22 protein-coding genes are annotated in these 19,618 nt (G+C 56.9%); 14 read left to right on the plus strand and 8 right to left on the minus strand.

Annotated features, from left to right (window positions below; genetic code table 11):
- Positions 1-225: 225 nt before the first annotated feature.
- The 11 genes from aroQ (at position 226) to V2S86_RS19400 (ending at position 9,960) form a co-directional block, all read left to right on the plus strand.
- Positions 226-678, plus strand: a complete 453-nt coding sequence (gene aroQ, locus V2S86_RS19350; protein ID WP_004948665.1) for a type II 3-dehydroquinate dehydratase — start codon at positions 226-228, stop codon at positions 676-678.
- A gap of 32 nt (positions 679-710) precedes the next feature.
- On the plus strand, positions 711-1,178 hold the full coding sequence (gene accB, locus V2S86_RS19355) for an acetyl-CoA carboxylase biotin carboxyl carrier protein (protein ID WP_330763746.1): 468 nt from the start codon (positions 711-713) through the stop codon (positions 1,176-1,178).
- A gap of 10 nt (positions 1,179-1,188) precedes the next feature.
- On the plus strand, positions 1,189-2,538 hold the full coding sequence (gene accC / locus V2S86_RS19360; RefSeq protein WP_212557157.1) for an acetyl-CoA carboxylase biotin carboxylase subunit: 1,350 nt from the start codon (positions 1,189-1,191) through the stop codon (positions 2,536-2,538).
- Between the two features lie 153 nt (positions 2,539-2,691).
- Complete coding sequence (locus V2S86_RS19365; RefSeq protein WP_065506662.1) at positions 2,692-2,934, plus strand: YhdT family protein; 243 nt, start codon at positions 2,692-2,694, stop codon at positions 2,932-2,934.
- The gene (gene panF, locus V2S86_RS19370; protein ID WP_065506663.1) at positions 2,924-4,369 is read left to right on the plus strand and encodes a sodium/pantothenate symporter; all 1,446 of its coding nucleotides are present in this window, start codon (positions 2,924-2,926) and stop codon (positions 4,367-4,369) included. The genes V2S86_RS19365 and panF overlap by 11 nt, the downstream gene beginning before the upstream one ends.
- Positions 4,370-4,380: 11 nt before the next feature.
- Entirely contained in the window at positions 4,381-5,262 is an 882-nt protein-coding gene (gene prmA, locus V2S86_RS19375; protein WP_330763747.1) for a 50S ribosomal protein L11 methyltransferase, read from the plus strand.
- A gap of 192 nt (positions 5,263-5,454) precedes the next feature.
- Positions 5,455-6,189, plus strand: a complete 735-nt coding sequence (locus tag V2S86_RS19380; RefSeq protein ID WP_330763748.1) for a carbonic anhydrase — start codon at positions 5,455-5,457, stop codon at positions 6,187-6,189.
- Between the two features lie 381 nt (positions 6,190-6,570).
- Positions 6,571-7,536, plus strand: coding sequence for a tRNA dihydrouridine synthase DusB (dusB, locus tag V2S86_RS19385; RefSeq protein WP_004948691.1), 966 nt, complete (start codon positions 6,571-6,573; stop codon positions 7,534-7,536).
- 21 nt (positions 7,537-7,557) lie between these two features.
- Entirely contained in the window at positions 7,558-7,854 is a 297-nt protein-coding gene (gene fis / locus V2S86_RS19390; protein WP_000462905.1) for a DNA-binding transcriptional regulator Fis, read from the plus strand.
- 362 nt (positions 7,855-8,216) lie between these two features.
- Positions 8,217-9,137: a kdo(2)-lipid IV(A) palmitoleoyltransferase gene (lpxP, locus tag V2S86_RS19395; RefSeq protein WP_330763749.1), complete on the plus strand. Its 921-nt coding sequence runs from the start codon at positions 8,217-8,219 to the stop codon at positions 9,135-9,137.
- Positions 9,138-9,264: 127 nt separating this feature from the next.
- A complete protein-coding gene (locus V2S86_RS19400; protein ID WP_330763750.1) occupies positions 9,265-9,960 on the plus strand; it encodes a CTP synthase C-terminal region-related (seleno)protein in 696 nt (231 codons plus the stop codon).
- A gap of 43 nt (positions 9,961-10,003) precedes the next feature.
- Here V2S86_RS19400 and V2S86_RS19405 read toward each other — a convergent pair whose 3' ends face one another.
- Both V2S86_RS19405 and V2S86_RS19410 read right to left on the minus strand, forming a co-directional pair.
- Positions 10,004-10,693 carry an LrgB family protein gene (locus tag V2S86_RS19405; RefSeq protein WP_330763751.1) on the minus strand — a complete coding sequence of 230 codons (690 nt, stop codon included), beginning with the start codon at positions 10,691-10,693 and terminating at the stop codon, positions 10,004-10,006.
- Positions 10,686-11,108, minus strand: coding sequence for a CidA/LrgA family protein (locus V2S86_RS19410; RefSeq protein ID WP_330763752.1), 423 nt, complete (start codon positions 11,106-11,108; stop codon positions 10,686-10,688). Before V2S86_RS19410 ends, V2S86_RS19405 begins: the two co-directional genes overlap by 8 nt.
- A 135-nt stretch (positions 11,109-11,243) precedes the next feature.
- On the opposite strand from V2S86_RS19410, the gene V2S86_RS19415 reads away from it, so the two are divergent.
- Positions 11,244-12,131, plus strand: coding sequence for a LysR family transcriptional regulator (locus V2S86_RS19415; RefSeq protein ID WP_330763753.1), 888 nt, complete (start codon positions 11,244-11,246; stop codon positions 12,129-12,131).
- 38 nt (positions 12,132-12,169) lie between these two features.
- Here V2S86_RS19415 and V2S86_RS19420 read toward each other — a convergent pair whose 3' ends face one another.
- The 5 genes from V2S86_RS19420 to V2S86_RS19440 all read right to left on the minus strand — a co-directional run bounded on the left by V2S86_RS19420 (position 12,170) and on the right by V2S86_RS19440 (position 17,277).
- On the minus strand, positions 12,170-13,819 hold the full coding sequence (locus tag V2S86_RS19420) for a Na+/H+ antiporter (protein ID WP_330763754.1): 1,650 nt from the start codon (positions 13,817-13,819) through the stop codon (positions 12,170-12,172).
- A 182-nt stretch (positions 13,820-14,001) separates the two neighbouring features.
- Complete coding sequence (locus V2S86_RS19425) at positions 14,002-15,363, minus strand: NCS2 family permease (protein ID WP_330763755.1); 1,362 nt, start codon at positions 15,361-15,363, stop codon at positions 14,002-14,004.
- A 350-nt stretch (positions 15,364-15,713) separates the two neighbouring features.
- Positions 15,714-16,121, minus strand: coding sequence for a VOC family protein (locus tag V2S86_RS19430; RefSeq protein ID WP_311994605.1), 408 nt, complete (start codon positions 16,119-16,121; stop codon positions 15,714-15,716).
- A gap of 47 nt (positions 16,122-16,168) precedes the next feature.
- Entirely contained in the window at positions 16,169-16,837 is a 669-nt protein-coding gene (locus V2S86_RS19435) for a glutathione S-transferase family protein (RefSeq protein WP_330763756.1), read from the minus strand.
- The gene (locus V2S86_RS19440; protein WP_330763757.1) at positions 16,834-17,277 is read right to left on the minus strand and encodes a lipocalin-like domain-containing protein; all 444 of its coding nucleotides are present in this window, start codon (positions 17,275-17,277) and stop codon (positions 16,834-16,836) included. The genes V2S86_RS19435 and V2S86_RS19440 overlap by 4 nt, the downstream gene beginning before the upstream one ends.
- 196 nt (positions 17,278-17,473) lie before the next feature.
- Here V2S86_RS19440 and bhsA point away from each other — a divergent pair, with 196 nt between their 5' ends.
- A complete protein-coding gene (gene bhsA, locus V2S86_RS19445) occupies positions 17,474-17,734 on the plus strand; it encodes a multiple stress resistance protein BhsA (RefSeq protein WP_330763758.1) in 261 nt (86 codons plus the stop codon).
- 56 nt (positions 17,735-17,790) lie between these two features.
- Here bhsA and V2S86_RS19450 read toward each other — a convergent pair whose 3' ends face one another.
- A complete protein-coding gene (locus V2S86_RS19450; RefSeq protein ID WP_330763759.1) occupies positions 17,791-18,708 on the minus strand; it encodes a LysR family transcriptional regulator in 918 nt (305 codons plus the stop codon).
- 129 nt (positions 18,709-18,837) lie between these two features.
- On the opposite strand from V2S86_RS19450, the gene V2S86_RS19455 reads away from it, so the two are divergent.
- A complete protein-coding gene (locus tag V2S86_RS19455) occupies positions 18,838-19,587 on the plus strand; it encodes a 3-oxoacyl-ACP reductase family protein (RefSeq protein WP_037433713.1) in 750 nt (249 codons plus the stop codon).
- Positions 19,588-19,618: the final 31 nt, after the last annotated feature.

The following is a 19,618-nucleotide window of genomic DNA, read 5'->3' on the forward strand; positions in this document are numbered from 1 at the left end:
GTGTTCTACCCCTCATAATGCGATAACGCCCTCGTCAGTTTGCCGATTAGGGGTTGAATATCTTCGCTGATAAGACCAGTATTTAGCTGCGAATTGCTACGATATCGTTATAATGCCCGACCTTGCTCCTGTGCATAGGGTGAATTTCCCCCTTAACAGGTGACAAATCGGTGACATCGAGTTATTTTCTACGATGATGGTTTTATTGCCGGAGATACCAGCACAATGGCAGATAAGTCTCACATTTTGCTTTTGAACGGCCCCAATCTGAATCTGCTGGGGACGCGTGAGCCGGAGAAGTACGGCAGCACGACGCTGACAGAGATAGTTAACGGATTGGAAAACCAGGCATCCGCGCTGGATATCACCCTGAGCCATCTGCAATCCAACGCCGAGTATCAGCTTATCGATCGCATACATCAGGCACGGGGCAACACGGATTTTATTCTGATTAACCCTGCCGCGTTCACGCATACCAGCGTGGCGCTGCGTGATGCATTGCTGGCGGTGCAGATCCCGTTTATCGAGATCCACCTCTCCAATGTGCACGCCCGCGAGCCTTTCCGCCATCATTCCTACCTCTCCGATGTTGCGGTAGGCGTGATTTGCGGCCTCGGCGCGGATGGCTACACATTTGCTTTACAGGCAGCGGTTAACCGTCTGTCAAAAACCCACTAATTGCTACGCAAAAAGAGTACGGAATCACACTCATGGATATTCGTAAAATCAAGAAACTGATCGAACTGGTTGAAGAATCAGGCATTTCTGAACTGGAAATCTCTGAAGGCGAAGAGTCGGTTCGCATCAGCCGTGCCGCTCCGGTGCAGGCTTACCCAATGATGCCACAGGCCTATGCCATGCCGGCACAGCAGCAACCGGCTCTGGCTAGCGCCGTTGCCAGCGCGCCTGCCGCAGAAACGCCTGCAGCACCGGCGGCCATGAGTGGCCACATCGTCCGTTCCCCAATGGTCGGCACTTTCTACCGCACGCCAAGCCCGGATGCGAAAGCCTTCATCGAAGTCGGCCAGAAAGTGAACGCCGGCGACACTCTGTGCATCGTTGAAGCCATGAAAATGATGAACCAGATCGAAGCGGACAAATCCGGCGTTGTTAAAGCTATTCTGGTAGAAAACGGCCAACCGGTTGAATTTGACGAGCCACTGGTCGTCATCGAATAACGAGGCGAACATGCTTGATAAAATTGTTATCGCCAACCGCGGCGAGATCGCGCTTCGTATCCTGCGTGCTTGTAAAGAGCTGGGCATCAAAACCGTTGCCGTGCACTCCACCGCCGATCGCGATCTGAAACACGTACTGCTGGCTGACGAGACCGTTTGTATTGGTCCTGCGCCCTCGGTAAAAAGCTATTTGAACATCCCGGCAATCATCTCTGCGGCGGAAATTACCGGCGCAGTGGCGATCCACCCGGGCTACGGCTTCCTGTCCGAAAACGCCGACTTCGCCGAGCAGATCGAACGCTCCGGCTTTATCTTCATCGGCCCGAAAGCCGAAACCATCCGCCTGATGGGCGACAAGGTTTCTGCGATCAACGCCATGAAGAAAGCCGGCGTGCCTTGCGTCCCTGGCTCCGATGGCCCGCTGACCGACGACATGGATAAGAACCGTGCCTTCGCCAAGCGCATCGGCTACCCGGTGATCATCAAGGCGTCCGGCGGCGGCGGCGGCCGTGGCATGCGCGTTGTGCGCAGCGACAAAGATCTCGAACAGTCCATTTCCATGACCAAAGCGGAAGCCAAAGCGGCTTTCAACAATGACATGGTTTATATGGAAAAATACCTGGAAAATCCACGCCATATCGAAATTCAGATTTTGGCGGACGGCCAGGGCAACGCCATCTATCTGGCCGAACGCGACTGCTCCATGCAGCGCCGCCACCAGAAAGTGGTTGAAGAGGCTCCGGCACCGGGCATCACCAGCGAAATGCGCCGTTACATCGGCGAGCGCTGTTCGAAGGCCTGTGTGGAAATCGGTTATCGCGGTGCAGGCACCTTCGAGTTCCTGTATGAAAACGGCGAGTTCTATTTCATCGAAATGAACACCCGTATTCAGGTTGAACACCCGGTTACCGAAATGATCACCGGCGTGGATCTGATCAAAGAGCAGCTGCGCATCGCTGCCGGTCAGCCGCTGTCGATCAAACAAGACGAAGTGAAGGTTCACGGCCACGCGGTGGAATGCCGTATCAACGCCGAAGACCCGAACACCTTCCTGCCGAGCCCGGGCAAGATCACCCGTTTCCATGCACCAGGCGGTTTCGGCGTGCGTTGGGAATCTCATATTTACGCCGGTTATACCGTACCGCCGTATTATGACTCCATGATCGGCAAACTGATCACTTACGGTGAAAACCGTGACGTGGCCATTGCCCGCATGAAGAACGCCCTGGCTGAGCTGATCATCGATGGCATCAAAACCAACGTTGAACTGCAGCAAAAGATCATGAGCGACGAAAACTTCCAGCATGGTGGTACCAACATCCACTATCTGGAGAAGAAGCTGGGTCTGCAGGAAACCTAAGGCAGGCTGCTCGCATTGCCTGACAGAAGGCCGGTTAATCACCGGCCTTTTTCTTTTTCGTTTCAGGCCAGTAACGGCTTGGCAAAACACCGACATGCCGTAGAATTCCCTACCTTTGATACATCCCTCACCCTAAACCTGTGGGAGACACTGATGGACAAACGTTTTATTCAGGCACACCGCGAAGCGCGCTGGGCGCTGGGGCTGACGCTGCTCTACCTGCTGGCCTGGTCGCTGGCGGCTTATCTGCCGGACAGCGATGCCGGCATCACCGGCCTGCCGCACTGGTTCGAAATGGCCTGCCTGCTGGTACCGCTGCTGTTTATCGGCCTGTGCTGGCTGATGGTACGCGGCGTGTTCCGCGATATTTCGCTGGAGGATGGCGATGCAAACTGAAGTGATCCTGCCGTTGATCGCCTACCTGCTGCTGGTGTTCGGGCTGTCGGTGTATGCTTACAGCCGGCGTCAAAGCGGCAACTTCCTCAGCGAATATTTCCTCGGCAACCGGTCCATGGGCGGCTTCGTGCTGGCCATGACGCTGACCGCCACCTATATCAGCGCCAGTTCATTCATCGGTGGCCCCGGTGCCGCCTACAAATACGGCCTTGGCTGGGTGCTGCTGGCCATGATCCAACTGCCTGCGGTGTGGCTGTCGCTCGGGGTGCTGGGCAAAAAGTTTGCCATTCTGGCGCGGCGCTACAACGCCATCACTCTGAACGACATGCTGTACGGGCGCTATCAAAGCCGTCTGTTGGTATGGCTGGCCAGCCTCAGCCTGCTGGTGGCTTTCCTGGGCGCCATGACGGTGCAATTTATCGGTGGCGCGCGCCTGCTGGAAACCGCCGCCGGTATCCCTTACGACACCGGCCTGCTGATTTTCGGCATCAGCATCGCGCTGTATACCGCCTTTGGCGGCTTCCGCGCCAGCGTGCTGAATGACGCCATGCAAGGGCTGGTGATGCTGATCGGCACCGTGCTGCTGCTGGTTGCGGTGATCCACGCCGCCGGCGGCCTGCACAGCGCTGTGGACAAGCTGCAACAAATCGACCCGGCGCTGGTCTCGCCGCAGGGCGGTGAGCAGATCCTCAGCCTGCCCTTTATGGCATCGTTCTGGATCCTGGTGTGCTTTGGCGTGATTGGCTTGCCGCATACCGCGGTGCGCTGCATCTCATACAAAGACAGCAAAGCGGTACATCGCGGCATTATCCTCGGCACCATGGTAGTGGCGGTGCTGATGTTCGGCATGCATCTGGCCGGCGCGCTGGGCCGCGCGGTGTTGCCGGACCTGAAGATCCCCGATCAGGTGATCCCGACGCTGATGATTACCGTGCTGCCGCCGTACGCCGCCGGCATTTTCCTGGCCGCACCGATGGCGGCAATCATGTCGACGATTAACGCCCAACTGCTGCAATCTTCCGCCACTATCGTCAAAGATCTCTATCTTGGCGTGCGTCCGCAACAAATGCAGAACGAAAGGTTGATCAAGCGTTTCTCCAGCCTGACCACGTTGATCCTCGGTCTGCTGGTGCTGTTGGCGGCCTGGCGGCCGCCGGAAATGATCATCTGGCTGAATCTGCTGGCGTTTGGCGGCCTGGAGGCGGTATTCCTGTGGCCGCTGGTGCTTGGGCTGTACTGGGAGCGCGCCAACGCGCAGGGAGCGCTTAGCTCAATGGTGACGGGTGCGGTATGCTATACGCTATTGGCCAGCTTCAAGTTGCAGCTGGCGGGGTTGCACCCTATCGTGCCTTCGTTGTTGCTCAGCCTGCTGGCGTTTTATATCGGTAACGTCGTCGGCGAAAAACGCCGGGTGGCGTCATCATTACCCTCTTAAAGAGAATAGCTATGCCTTGGATCCAACTAAAACTGAACACCACCGGCAGCCAGGCGGAAGACCTGAGCGACGCGCTGGTTGAAAGCGGCGCGGTATCCGTGACCTTCCAGGATACCCACGACAATCCGGTGTTCGAGCCGCTGCCGGGCGAAACCCTGCTGTGGGGCGATACCGACGTGATCGGGCTGTACGACGCGGAAACCGATATGGCCGACGTGGTGGCGATACTGGAACAGCATCCGCTGCTGGGCGCCGGTTTCCGCCACAAGATTGAACAGCTGGAAGACAAGGACTGGGAACGCGAGTGGATGGACAACTTCCATCCGATGCGCTTTGGCGAGCGTCTGTGGATCTGCCCGAGCTGGCGCGACGTGCCCGATCCGGATGCGGTCAACGTGATGCTCGACCCGGGCCTGGCGTTTGGTACCGGCACCCACCCGACCACCGCGCTGTGCCTGCAATGGCTGGATGGCCTCGATCTGACCGGTAAGACCATTATCGACTTCGGCTGCGGTTCCGGCATTCTGGCGATTGCCGCACTGAAGCTCGGTGCAGCGCGCGCTATCGGCATCGATATCGATCCCCAGGCCATTCAGGCCAGCCGCGACAACGCGCAGCGTAACGGCGTTTCAGAGCGTCTGGAACTGTATCTGCCGAAGGACCAGCCGGCCGACCTGCTGGCAGACGTGGTGGTCGCCAACATTCTGGCCGGCCCCTTGCGCGAACTGGCGCCGCTGATCGGCTGTCTGCCGAAGTCCGGCGGCTACCTGGGCCTGTCCGGCGTACTGGCCACTCAGGCGGCAAGCGTGGCGGAAGCCTACAAAGATAAATTCACGCTCGATCCGGTCGCAGAACGCGAAGAATGGTGTCGCATTACCGGCCAGCGTAACTAATCACACCTTCCCTTCATGCAAAAATCCATCGGAAGTTACCCCTTCCGGTGGATTTTTTTATTTCCCTCTCGCCTGACTGATTTATACCTATCGTTAGTAGGTGTACTCTTTTCCCCCCTGGCGCCAACGTCCACAGAGGCGACGGCGACGCTTCAGGCAAACCTCACACCGTCGTTTTTAAAGGGAGTTAACATGAAAAATCACTTATTGATTGCTGCGCTTTTAGCCGGCAGCTTTTCGGTCACTGCAGCTGAACAGGCGCATTGGGGCTATGATGGCCAGGAAGATCCGGCGCATTGGGGCAAGCTCTCTCCAGACTTCTCGCTGTGCGAAACCGGTAAAAACCAGTCCCCGGTCAATATCCAGGGTGCCCTGAAAACCCACCACGGCCAACTGCAATTGGCGTTCCAGCCAGGCAAACAGCAGATCGTCAACAACGGTCACACCCTGCAGGTCAACGTCAGCGGCGGCAATACATTGGTGCTGGATAACAACACCTTCACGCTGCAGCAGTTCCACTTCCACGCCCCAAGCGAAAATGAAATTGACGGCAAACAGTTCCCGCTGGAGGCCCACTTTGTTTATAAAGGCAAAGAGGGTGAACTGGCGGTGCTGGCGTTGATGTTCCAGCAAGGCAAAGCGAACGCGCAACTGGCGAAGGCCTGGCAACAGATGCCGACCGCCGTCGATCAAACCGCCGTATTGAACGCTCCGCTGGATATCAAAGCCCTGCTGCCCAAGCAGTTTAACTTCTATCGCTTCAGCGGTTCGCTGACCACGCCCCCCTGCTCCGAAGGGGTTAGCTGGATGGTGCTGGATAAACCGGTCAGCGCGTCGGCAGAACAAATCGCCCAATTCAAGGGCATAGTGCGGCATGCGAACAACCGCCCGATACAACCACTGAATGGCCGGGTCATCGTCGACTAAGGCTATAGCAGGTTGCCGCCGGTTTTGGTCGCCGGCGGTGAATCAGCGCCTGTTTAGCCGTCCCCGCGCAAGGTGGTTCAGCGTAATTCCGCCTATTCTCAACGGAATCCCCTGATAAACACCCTATATTGCCGCGGTTCTCCAGTGGAATCCGCACTGATTACAGATAAAATTCTGTTGTGTCGGGAATATTTTATTGCGCACAAAACAGCCAAATTAAGTCAACTCATTGTTAAATATATATAATATTTTTATGAATCCTGACACAGGCCCTTTTCCTTGCCCGATAACGGCGAATTGGTCAAAGTTTGGCCTTTCATCTCAACGCAAAAATGCGTAATATACGCGCCCTTGCGGACACAGTATGGTTACTCTTTGTCTATGCGCATTGGACACCACCAGCTTACAAATTGCCTGATTGCGGCCCCTATGGCCGGCATTACAGATCGCCCGTTTAGAACCCTATGTCATGCAATGGGTGCTGGGATGGCTGTATCCGAAATGCTCTCCTCCAATCCGGAGGTATGGCGGACGGATAAGTCGCGTCTGCGTATGGTACATAGCGATGAACCAGGGATCCGTTCCGTGCAGATTGCCGGATGCGATCCCGATGATATGGCCGCCGCGGCACGCATTAACGTGGCCGGCGGTGCGCAGATCATCGACATCAATATGGGATGCCCGGCCAAAAAAGTGAACCGGAAGCTTGCAGGGTCTGCATTGCTGCAGTACCCGGATCTGGTTAAACAGATCCTCCACGCGGTGGTTAACGCAGTGGATGTGCCGGTAACGCTTAAGATTCGCACCGGCTGGGCGCCAGAACACCGTAACTGTGTAGAGATTGCCCAACTGGCCGAAGATTGTGGTATACAGGCCCTGACTATTCATGGCCGAACCCGTGCTTGCCTGTTCAACGGCAACGCGGAGTACGACAGCATTCGGGCAGTTAAGCAGAGTGTTTCCATTCCGATTATCGCGAATGGCGACATTACTGACCCGCATAAAGCCAGAGCAGTGCTCGACTACACCGGGGCCGATGCCCTGATGATAGGCCGTGCTGCTCAGGGGAGACCCTGGATCTTCCGGGAAATCCAGCATTATCTGGACACTGGGGAGTTGCTGCCACCTTTGCCGCTTGGCGAGGTTAAGCGCTTGTTGATAGGGCATATTCGGGAATTGCACGGCTTTTATGGCCAAGGCAAGGGATTCCGGATTGCTCGTAAGCACGTGTCCTGGTATCTCCAGGAACACGCCCCGAATGACCAGTTTCGGCGCACATTCAACGCCATAGAGGATGCCAGCGAACAGCTGGAGGCGTTGGAGGCATATTTCGAAAATCTTGCGTAACAAAAAAGAGCTGACAGAACTATGTTCGAACAACGCGTAAATTCTGACGTACTGACCGTTTCTACCGTGAACTCACAGGATCAAGTGACTCAAAAGCCTCTGCGTGACTCGGTTAAACAAGCACTGAAGAACTATTTTGCTCAACTGAATGGTCAGGACGTTAATGACTTGTATGAGCTGGTTTTGGCTGAAGTTGAACAGCCACTGTTGGACATGGTGATGCAATACACCCGTGGCAACCAAACCCGTGCTGCTCTGATGATGGGCATCAACCGCGGTACGCTGCGTAAGAAATTGAAAAAATACGGCATGAACTGATACTAGTCAGTTAACGTATTGAAAAAAGGCGCTTTTACCTCATTTGGTAAGCGCCTTTTTCTTTAACCTTGCACCGAATGAACTCAACCGAAATGCGAATGAGAATATTCGCATGCCCCTCTTACTTCGTAGCCCGTATTGTGTGATACAATACGCATTCCTGGAGCCGCCTTCGCTGGCCTATAGCCATCCTTCCGAAGCCTGATAGCAGCGCGAACCGCCCCTTCGAGTGTAAAGATTTAGTCAATTATGGAATCTGGCTAAACCATAATGATGTCTGGGTGTCTTAGTAGTCGTATCGCAATCGAGTGGATCCTTTATGCGTTACAGGTTACAGCCCCCTACTGCATAAATGAGTTGATATGAAGCGTCCACAAAAATTCCGTTCGGCCTTGCTGCACCCGCGCTACTGGTTTACCTGGTTCGGTCTGGGCATTCTGTTCCTGCTGGTTCAACTGCCTTACCCGCTGTTGCACAAGCTCGGCGTATGGATGGGCCGCACCTCGATGCGTTTCCTGAAACGCCGCGTTTCCATCACCCGTCGCAATCTGGAGCTGTGCTTCCCGGATATGGACGAGGCGCAACGCGAGCGCAAAGTGATCGGCAATTTCGAATCCCTCGGCATGGGTTTGCTGGAAACCGGCATGGCCTGGTTCTGGTCGGATAAGCGAGTCAAACGCTGGTTCAACGTCTCCGGCATCAATCACCTGAAAATGGCGCAGCACAATGAGCGCGGCGTGTTGGTGATTGGCGTGCACTTTATGTCGCTGGAGTTGGGTGGCCGCGCCATGGGGCTGTGTCAGCCCATGATGGCGATGTACCGCCCACACAACAATAAAGCGATGGAATGGGCACAGACCAAAGGCCGCATGCGCTCCAACAAGGCTATGCTCGATCGCAAAGACCTGCGCGGCATGGTGCATGCACTGAAGCGTGGTGAAGCCGTGTGGTTCGCTCCGGATCAAGACTACGGCCCACGTGGCAGCGTATTCGCGCCGTTATTCGCCGTCGATCAGGCCGCCACCACCAGCGGCACCTTTATGCTGGCGCGCATGGCCAAGCCGGCGCTGGTTCCGGTGGTACTGATCCGCCGCGAGAAAGGCCGCGGCTATGACCTGTTGATCCAGCCTGCTCTGGAAGATTACCCGATAGGCGATGAACTCGCTGCGGCCACCTACATGAATAAAGTGGTGGAAAAAGAGATCATGCGCGCGCCGGAACAATATATGTGGCTGCATCGCCGCTTCAAAACCCGGCCGGCCGGCGCACCGTCGCTGTACTGAGCCCAGATGCTGTTTCCCAGCCCGGCCAAGACGCCGGGCTTTTTTGTGCGCTGCGTTTAAAAAACCTGCGGCCGGCCCTTCGGCTTTGCTGTAATCTCTTTTTTTACCCGCACAGGAAAAGGAAACGATGAAGACTCAAGTCCGCATTGCTCTGGTCGGTGACTACAAACCCCAGGCCGTATCTCACCAGGCTATCCCCCTCGCTCTCCAGCTCACCGCCGCACACCTTAACGTCGATATTCAATCCCACTGGCTGCCCACAGAAACCCTTACCGACACTTCGGTATTGCAAAATTATGATGCTATCTGGGTGGTACCCGGCAGCCCGTACAACCATGACGATGGCGTCTTTATGACCATTCGCCATGCGCGCGAACAAAATATCCCCTTCCTCGGCTCCTGCGGTGGCTTCCAGTATGCGGTTGTGGAATACGCTCGTAACGTCATGGGCTGGCACGATGCCGGGCATGCGGAAACCGACACCGGCGGTCGGTTGGTTATCTCGCCATTGAGCTGTTCACTGGTGGAAATAGACGGGGACATTATTTTTCAACCGGACACGCTGGTCGCCCGCGCTTACGGCAGGCTGGAAACGCATGAAGGCTACCACTGCAATTTCGGCGTTAACCCGGAGTTCGTTGCCGATCTGCAGCGACACCCGCTGATTATCAGTAGCCATGATCGCGAAGGTGACGTGCGTTCGATAGAACTGCCGGGGCACCGTTTTTACGCCGCTACGCTGTTCCAGTCCGAACGAGCCGCATTGCGCGATGAGCTGTCGCCTCTGGTGGTCGAATTGATTAAAACCGCGGCCAACAGCTGAAAAAAAGCCCTCGCACGAGGGCTTGTAGCATCGTTAAATATCTTTACCACATCACTTGCCCAATCAGCGGTGCGGCGATCACCGTGATAACCCCCGCCAGCATCATCACCAGGCTGGAAACCACGCCTTCTTCCTGCCCCATTTCATAGGCTTTCGCCGTGCCGGCACCGTGCGACGACGCACCCAGCCCCGCACCCTTGGCCAGGCTGCTGCGCACCGCGAGCCGCAGAAACAGAATGTCCCCCACCGCCATGCCGAACACTCCGGTGATCACCACGAACAATGCCACCAAATCCGGCTGGCCGCCCATCTGTTTGGCAGCCTCCAGCGCAAACGGCGTGGTGATGGAACGTACCGCCAGGCTGCGCTGCACCTCTTCCGGCAGCGTTAGCAGCCGCGCCAGCCACACCGAGCTGTAGACCGCCACCAGCACCGCCGTCAACACCCCAGCGGTGAGCGACAGCCAGTGGCGGCGGATAATATGCAGGTTTTCATAGACCGGCACCGCAAACGCGATAGTCGCCGGCCCCAACAACCACAGCAGCCAGTGCGTTTCGCCAATGTAATCCTGATACGAGATATGCGTCACTACCAGCAACAGCACCAGGATCATCGGGGTCAGCACCAACGGCATCAGCAGCAGGGTTCGGCGGCGGCGGTAGAGCTTCTTATTGGCGAAGTACAACGCCAACGTCGCCAGAAAACAAACCAGGCTAAGGATATAATCATTCATCGCGCTGTTTCCGTCGCTGCAGCCAAAGCTCTAAACGGTATACCCGGTCGACCACCAGTCCGGTGGCACCGAGCGTCAGCATGGTGCTGATCGCAATCACCAGAAAAATCTTCCAGCCTTCCACCATCAGCAACTGGGCATAGTTGACCACCGCCACCACCGCCGGAACAAAAAACAGCAGCATTTCTGCCAGCAGCCAGCGCGAGCCGGCCCTGACCCAACTCAACGGCAAAACCTTCAGCAGGATCAGCGCCAGCAGCATCAGCATACCGACAATGTTGGCGGGCAGCGGCAGATGAAATTGCTGTACCAGCCGATCGGCAATCAGAAACAGCACCGCATACAAAACTACCTGAACCGGTACCTGCAGACGGGTCAACAGAGAGGGGGCTGCGCGGCGTAACGCCAGTGACATGGGAGATAACCTCAAAATAATTCAAGGTTTGCAGTATACGCGGCCAGGAAACCTTGCCTGAAATGAATTAAAATCATCAATATCATGCCATCAGGGAATAGTTTCCCGCCGGTATTGCCCTGAGGAGAACTCAACGTGGATGTCCGCACCCTGCGTTATTTCGTGGAAGTCGTGCGCCAGCAAAGCTTTACCCGTGCGGCAGAGAAACTGTTCGTCACCCAGCCGACCATCAGCAAGATGCTGCGGCATCTGGAGGAAGAGTTGGAATGTACGCTGCTGATCCGCGAAGGGCGCAAGCTGCACTTGACCGACAGCGGCCAGGCGGTATACCAGCGCGGGCTGGCGATCCTTGATGAGTTCCGCCAGTTGGAGGCCGAGCTGGAAGACATCAGCTCGGTGAAAAAAGGTGTGTTGCGGCTGGGTATCCCGCCGATGGTCGGCCGGCAGATCGCCGATTTGATCCGTCAGTTTCGCCAGACCTATCCCGGCATCGAACTGAAAATTTCCGAGTTGGGCGGGTTGTCGGTTGAGCAAGCGGTGATGTCCGGCGAGCTGGATCTGGCAATGACGGTGCTGCCCGTCGACCTGGATCAGCCGCTGACCTTCTTGCCGCTGCTGAGCCATCCGATGTGTGTGGTCGCGCCGCGTACGCCGCACTGGCTTAACCGCACCAGCATTGATATCGCCGAAATGGCCAACTGGCCGATCCTGATTTATAACGAAGATTTTTCGCTGTACAAAATGCTGATGAAGGCATTCCGTCAGGCCGGTTTTGAACCGCAGATTGCCGTACGCAGCGGGCAGTGGGATTTTCTGGCATCGATGGTACAGGCCGGGGTCGGCATCGCTACCCTGCCGGAGCCGGTATGCCAGTGGCTGGATAAAGAAAACCTGATCTGGCTGCCGTTGGAACCGAGGATGGAATGGCGCGTGGGGCTAATCTGGCGCCAGGGCAGCTACCTGTCGCACGGCGCCCAGGCCTGGATCGCCTGCTGTCGCGACTACTGGCCGCCGGTCAAATAGCCCCAAGAACAAGGGCCGCATCTGCGGCCCTGTTGGCATTACCCTTCGCGCTCTATCAGCAGCGCTTCCAGCAGGTCGAGATCGTGCAACAGCTTTTGCAGCGTCTCGTTGCTGATTTTCTGCGTAGCACGCAGGTGATACAACTCCCCGCGCTCGGCGCGCAGTGCGGTCAGGCGGAAGCGTCGCTCGAGGTTCTCCAGCATCAGCGCATTTTCGATATCGTCTTTGGTGGTGATGCGCCGCCGCAGCGTACCCACCACCCGCGAACTGATCTCTTTCAGCACCTGCGGGTCGATGTTTTCCTCTACGTCGACGGCCAGACGTTCTTCCATCTTGTTGACGCTTTCGATCGCCACTTCAGCCGCCATGGCAATCGCCATCCGCTCCTCACTCTTGCTGGCGCTCTTATCGACCACCACTACGCCACGCAGCAGCAACGGCAATGCCAGCACCCCGACAATCAATGAAAGCAGGATCACGCCGGCGGCGATAAACACCAACTGATAGCGCGCCGGGAAAGCGGAACCGTCACTTAGCAGCAGGGGAATCGACAGCACGCCGGCCAGCGTGATTGCCCCGCGCACCCCAGCGAACGACGCCACCCACAGCTCACGCGTACTGTAATCGCCAAACTGCAATGGCCGTTTTTTCATAAAGCGCCGGCTGGCGTTTTTCATCAGCCACAGCCAGGTAAATCGCAGCAACAACAACGCGGCATAGATAATCGCCACGTCGGCGAACAAGTACCAGGTCTGAATGGTTGGATCCAGCTCCGCCTGCAGGATTGAGGTTTCCAGAATCCCCGGCAGTTGCAGGCCCAACATGATGAACACCATGCCGTTAAACACGAACTCCAGCATCGCCCAGACGCTGTTGGCGCGCAGGCGCATCGCCAGCGGCGCATTGCGGATCACGCCGGACTGACTGATGGTCATCCCCGCGGCAACCGCAGCCAGAATGCCGGAGACGCCGATGTGTTCGGCAATCAAATAGGAAGCAAACGGCAACAGCAGCAGAAACACAATCTGCGTGGCCGGATCATCGCCGCTCCAGCGGCTCATCATCCGCAGCGATTTGCTGTAGCACCAGGTGACCGCCACGCCGGCCAGCAGGCCGCCGATAGCGACCTTGAGGAACTCCAGGGTCGCGCCGCCCACGGTAAACACCATGGTGCCCATCGCCACTGCGATGGCGAATTTAAGCGAAACCAGGCCGGACGCGTCGTTCATCAGCGCCTCGCCTTCCAGCACGCCCATAATCGGTTTCGGAATGCGCCCTTTACCGACGATGCCCCCCAGCGCCACGGCGTCCGTTGGCGACAGTACCGCCGCCAGCGCAAACGCCGCCACCAGCGGGATGCCCGGCACCATGGCGTAAATCAGGTAACCGATGCCGACCACGGTAAGCAGCACCAGCACCAGCGCCAGCCCCAGGATTTCGCGGCCGTGATGCAGGAATTCACGCGTTGGGGTTTTCCAACCGTCGGCAAACAGCAGCGGCGGGATAAACAGTACCAGGAACAGTTCGGGGTCAAAGTCGACATGCAGCCCGAAATGGGGCCAGGCCAGCAGGGCCCCGATGGCGATTTGCATTAACGGCAGCGGTATCTGGAACGGCAACATACGTGTCACCACCCCGGACAGGGAGACCACCAGGATCAAAATGAGGATTGTAAAAAATATTTCCATGCTTTCCTTAGACTCTCGGGTTCAGACTACATCACTGATGTATACCCGATAGTAGATCACTTTTTTTACGGCGATTAAAGCTTGTTGTGCCTTTCAAAATGCAGCGCAGGCAGAAGGAGATTTTTCTGAAGAAAAATAGGGGCAAACTTCCCCCGCCCAGCGGGAGGGGGAAACGCAGAGAATTAAATCGCCCAGCCGCCGGCGTAGAACGCCACCAGCGCGACGGCAATCAGCACGGTGCCGATATTCAGCCTGCGCCATTCGCCGGAGCAAATGCGGCCAATCACCAGCGAGCTGAAGCCCAGCATGATACCGGTGACGATATTACAGGTCAGCACGATAAACACCGCGCACAGCAGGCCGGACATGGCGTCGACGAAGTCGTTGAAATCCAGCTTGGTGACGTTGCTTAACATCAGCAGGCCGACGTACATCAGCGCCGGTGCGGTAGCGTAAATCGGCACCAGATAAGACAGCGGCGACAGAAACAGGATCAACAGGAACAGCACGCCAACCACGGTTGCGGTCAGGCCGGTTTTCCCGCCCGCTGCGGTGCCCGCTGCGGATTCGATATAGACCGCCGCCGGAGCCGCGCCCACCAGGCCGGAGAAAATGCTGCTCAGGGAATCCGAGGTCAACGCCTTGCCGCCGTTGATGATCTGCCCGTCTTTGTCCAGCAGGTTCGCCTGACCGGCCACCGCGCGAATGGTACCGGTCGCGTCAAACACTGCCGTCATCACCAGCGCCAGCACGCTAGGCAGCACCACGGGTTGCAACGCCCCCATGATATCCAGGCTGAAGATCAGCGAGTTGCCATTGGCGTCCGCCAGGCTTGGCATGGCGAACAGCCCCTGATATTTCACCGCCGGATCAAACAGCAGACCAATCACCGAAATAGCGATAATCACCAGCAGAATGCCGCCGGGGACACGCAGTTTTTCCAACCCGAAAATCACCGCCAGGCCGAGTAGCGTCATCACCACCGGGAAAGACGTAAATGCACCCAGCGCTACCGGCAGGCCATCCAGTGGGTTCTTCACCACCAGACCCACGCCATTGGCGGCGATCAGCAGCAGGAACAGGCCGATGCCGATACCTGTGCCATGCGCCACGCCCATCGGCAGATTGCGCAAGATCCAGGAACGGATGCCGGTGATCGAGATAATGGTAAACAGTACGCCCATCAGGAATACCGCACCCAGCGCCACCGGAATGCTGATGTGTTGGCCCAGCACCAGGCTGAAGGCAGTGAAGGCGGTCAGGGAAATCGCACAGCCGATGGCCATCGGCAGGTTAGCCCACAACCCCATCAGCAATGAGCCGAAACCTGCGACCAGGCAGGTGGCGACGAACACCGCCGTGGGCGGGAAACCCGCTTTACCCAACATGCTCGGCACCACGATCACCGAATAAACCATCGCCAGGAAGGTGGTTAATCCCGCCACCACTTCCTGTCGCACGGAGCTGCCGCGTGCGGAAATATTAAAATAGCCATCAAGCCCGCCTTTTGGTTTAACGGCGTTGTTCGCTTGAGAATTCGACATGTTGCTGTCCCCTGTGTGTCATTGCCAGCCCGTTTCAAAAGGCTTGTTATTCCGCCCGCGCATGTTCATTACGGAATCGTTTCCGTCACGTTGGCTTCCCTGCCCTTCGGCCGCGCCGCCCATCGGCGCCGCGTAAAAAGGCAAACGTTTAACTCTCATCGCGTGATGCGGGTGATTTATGGTGGTTTATTCAAGGCAAACGATTATCCGGCCTTCCATACCCTCTGATCAACCAAAGATCGCGGCAATTCATGCAGAAAAGCGCCGAGATCAATCATTATCGAAAAGGCGATATTTGTCACATAGGTAAATCCGATGGGAGCGCCCCCGGCTCAGGGGGCAAAAACCGGTTACTGAGCCTGTGCGGCTTTTTCGTCCATGTACATCAGTTCCCAGATATGACCGTCCAAATCCTGGAAACCGTGACCGTACATAAAGCCGTAATCCTGCGGCTGATTATAGGTATTGCCACCGGCGGCTATCGCCTTGCGCACCACACTGTCCACCGCCGCCCGGCTGGGCTGCGACAGGCAAATCAGCACTTCCGTCGCTTTCCTGGCATCGCCAATCGGGTTCGGGGTGAACATTTTGAATTTATCGTGGGTCAGCAGCATCACGTAAATGGTATCGCTGACCACCATGCAGGCGGCGGTATCATCGGTAAACTGCTGATTAAAGCTGAAACCCAGCCGGGTGAAAAACTCGATGGATGCAGGCAGATTGCCCACCGGCAAGTTAACAAAAATTTGCGTAGCCATAGGCTACCTCCGAGCAGACATTAACCCCTCAAGTATAGATCATGCCATCAGCTCAGCAGTTCATAAGGACCACCCTGCTCCAGCGCCCGTTGATAGGCCGGGCGGGTATGAATTCGCTGCAGATAGCCGCGCAGCTTCGGGCAACCGTCCAGCGAGCCGCGCGCCGCCATCGCCTCCAGTGGGAAGCTCATCTGGATATCCGCCGCGCTGAAGTCGTTGCCGACAAACCAGGTGCTTTTGCTCAGGTGCTGCTCGAGATAGTCGCGATGCGTGGCGATCTGTTTGTCCAGATACTCTCGCTGAACCCCTTTGCCAATCGCCCCCGCCACCGGTCGCAACAACCAGGGGATTGGCGGTTGTCCCAGGCGACCGAACACCAGCTTCATGACCTGCAGCGGCATCAGCGATCCTTCCGCATAATGCAGCCAGTAACGGTATTGCTGGCGGGCATGGTGGTCGGTCGGGATAAACAGCCCCTGGGCATCGTAGGCCTCTTGCAAATATTCGATAATGGCGCCGGATTCCGCCAGGGTCAGATCGCCATCGACAATCACCGGAGATTTGCCAAGCGGGTGGATCTTTTTCAGCTCCGGCGGAGCCAGCATGGTTTGCGGATCGCGTTGGTAACGCTGCACCTGATAAGGCACACCCAGTTCTTCCAGAAACCACAAGATACGCTGCGAGCGTGAGTTATTCAGATGGTGCACGATAATCATGAAGTTTCTCCAATCCGTTGCCAAACCAGTTCGCCAATCTGCACGCCGTTGCCGATTTGCAGCGGCACGGTGCGCAGCGTCAGCCGATCGTCAGTGAAGCTGTAAAAGCGTACCTGACGGCTGCCGATCCAGTTGGGGAATGAGCTGCCCTCGACCAGGTGAACAATTCGCTGGTCGCTCTCATCCACCCGATAACGGCCGAAGTAACAAATCATATTGATGAAGGCGGCGCGGATTTCCTGCTCGTTGCCCTGGCCAAAATCGTCAGCGGTAAAGCGCGGCCGCGTAGCGCTGTAAAGCTGCGCCGCCATGGTGCCGTTGGCCTCATAATTAATGCGGCCCAGCACCTGCTCCCCCAACGGGTAATTGACCTTGCCGTCTTCGTCTTTAAATACCGAAGACAGTAGCGACCAGCTGCCGATAAATGCATTGATTGCCATGGTGCATCCCCCCTTTAGGATCGTCATTAAAGGGTAGTGGCGATTATTCCAGCACGCCAGCGCTCAAAATTAAGTCAATTTATTTGAATAAAATACTCAAAACTCTCCGATTTTCTCTGTAAGCATGCCGGTCTATTATTCAACACATCGAGAGACAACAACCTCTCACCTGACAAAATACCCTGAGGAATGAATCATGAAAAACATCAAAATTTTTGCTACCGCTCTACTGCTGGCTACCGCTTCTTTCGCCACCGTTGCCGCTGACCAGCCTTCCAGCCAACCTGCTGCCGACGCTCAGAAAATCGGTGTCATCTCCGTTGCCGGCGCTTCTAACCTGAGCGCACTGGAAACCGAACTGGCTAACAAGGCCGCAGCATCAGGCGCCAGCTCTTACCGCATCATTTCCGCCGGTGGCCAGAACAAACTGTACGGCACCGCAGAAATCTTCAACTGATCGTCAGACAGCCCACTGACGGAAGAAAAAAGCCCCGCGAGGGGCTTTTCTCGTTTTCAGCGCGCGTCAAAACGCGTCGCCAGCTTCTGCAGGCGAAATTGCTCGGTAATGTAGTCGACAAACACCCGGGTTTTACTCGGCAGAAATTTGGTGGTGGGGAAGTAAAGATAAACGCTGCCGCGATCGACATACCAGCCTGGCAACACCCGCACCAGGCGGCCGCTTTCCAGATAAGGCAAGGCATTTGGCATGGCGATCAACGCAATGCCCAGCCCCATTTCCGCTGTGTGCGCCGCCGCCGCCGGCTCATTCACCGTCATGGCAATGGTCATCAAGGGTGCCCGCTGCTCGTTATCCGCATTGCGTAACGGCAAGTTGCGAATACGGCCGGTTTGCGGCGAGCGGATAAAAATGCCCCTGTGATTCACCAGCTGTTCCGGCTGCTCCAACGGCGGATGGCGCCGCAGATAGTCCGCCGAAGCCACCAATACCCCGTGGGCCGGCGCCAGTTCACGCGCAATCATTCCCTGCGCCAGTTCAATACCACCGCCGATTGCGGCGTCGAAGTGTTCGCCAATCATATCGACTTTGCGATTGTCAAAATGCCAGTCCGGCACGATCGCCGGGTAACGAGACAAAAACGCCGGCAACAGAGGCATCACGAAATGCAGACCGAAGGCAGTGCCCATACTGACCTTTAGCGTACCTGCCGCGACAGAGCCACTGCTGTTCACCCTTTTCAGCGCACACTGGATCGACTGCAAACCGCCGCTCACTTCCTGAAGAAAACGTTCCCCCTCTTCGGTCAGGATCAGCTTGCGCGTGTTGCGCTGGAATAGCCGTACGCCTACCAGCGTCTCCAGCCTGGTGACATTTTTCCCCACCGCCGCAGGGCTGATGCCCAGCTTGCGGCCGGCAGCGGAGAAACTGCCGTTTTCCGCGCTGCTGACAAAACATTCCAGATGGCCGAGCATGGTTTTCCTCCGTAGATTTCAAACCAATGGTTTAAGCTGATTATAGCGCTTTGTGGCTAGTGACCGCGTTGCGTTTCTCGGATACTGGTCCGGTAGATTTTTTAACCTTACCCACTCTGGAGAAACATCATGTCAGCAACCCTCTCTCTGCAAGGCAAAGTCGCATTCGTTCAGGGCGGCTCACGCGGTATCGGCGCCGCCATCGTCAAACGGCTGGCGCGGGATGGCGCCGCGGTGGCATTCACTTACGTAGCGTCCGCCGACCGGGCCGATGCCGTGGTGAGTGAAATCACCGCCGCCGGCGGCAAGGCTATCGCCATCAAAGCCGACAGCGCCGACGCCGCAGCAGTACAGCAAGCGGTACGCCAGGCGGTGAACAGTTTCGGCAATCTGGATATTCTGGTGAACAACGCCGGGGTGTTTACGTTGGGCAGCACCGAAGAGCTGGCGCTGGAAGATCTGGACCGTATGTTGGCGGTGAACGTACGCAGCGTCTTTGTTGCCAGCCAGGAAGCTGCACGCCATATGAACGACGGTGGCCGCATCATCCACATCGGCAGCACCAACGCCGAGCGCGTGCCCTTTGGTGGCGCCGCAGTTTACGCGATGAGCAAATCCGCGCTGGTCGGCCTGACCAAGGGCATGGCGCGCGATCTCGGCCCGCGCGGCATCACCGTCAACAACGTGCAGCCCGGCCCGGTGGATACCGAGATGAACCCGGACGACGGCGATTTCGCCGAGCAATTGAAACAGCTGATGGCCATCGGCCGCTACGGTAAAGATGAAGAGATCGCCAGCTTTGTCGCCTACCTGGCCGGCCCGCAAGCGGGCTACATCACCGGCGCCAGTCTGAGCATCGACGGCGGCTTCTCGGCTTAAGGGTTCTGAAAAGCAAAAAGCCCCGCAAGGG

The organism is Serratia sp. C2(1) (assembly GCF_036352655.1).
GTDB classification, from domain to species: domain Bacteria; phylum Pseudomonadota; class Gammaproteobacteria; order Enterobacterales; family Enterobacteriaceae; genus Serratia; species Serratia inhibens.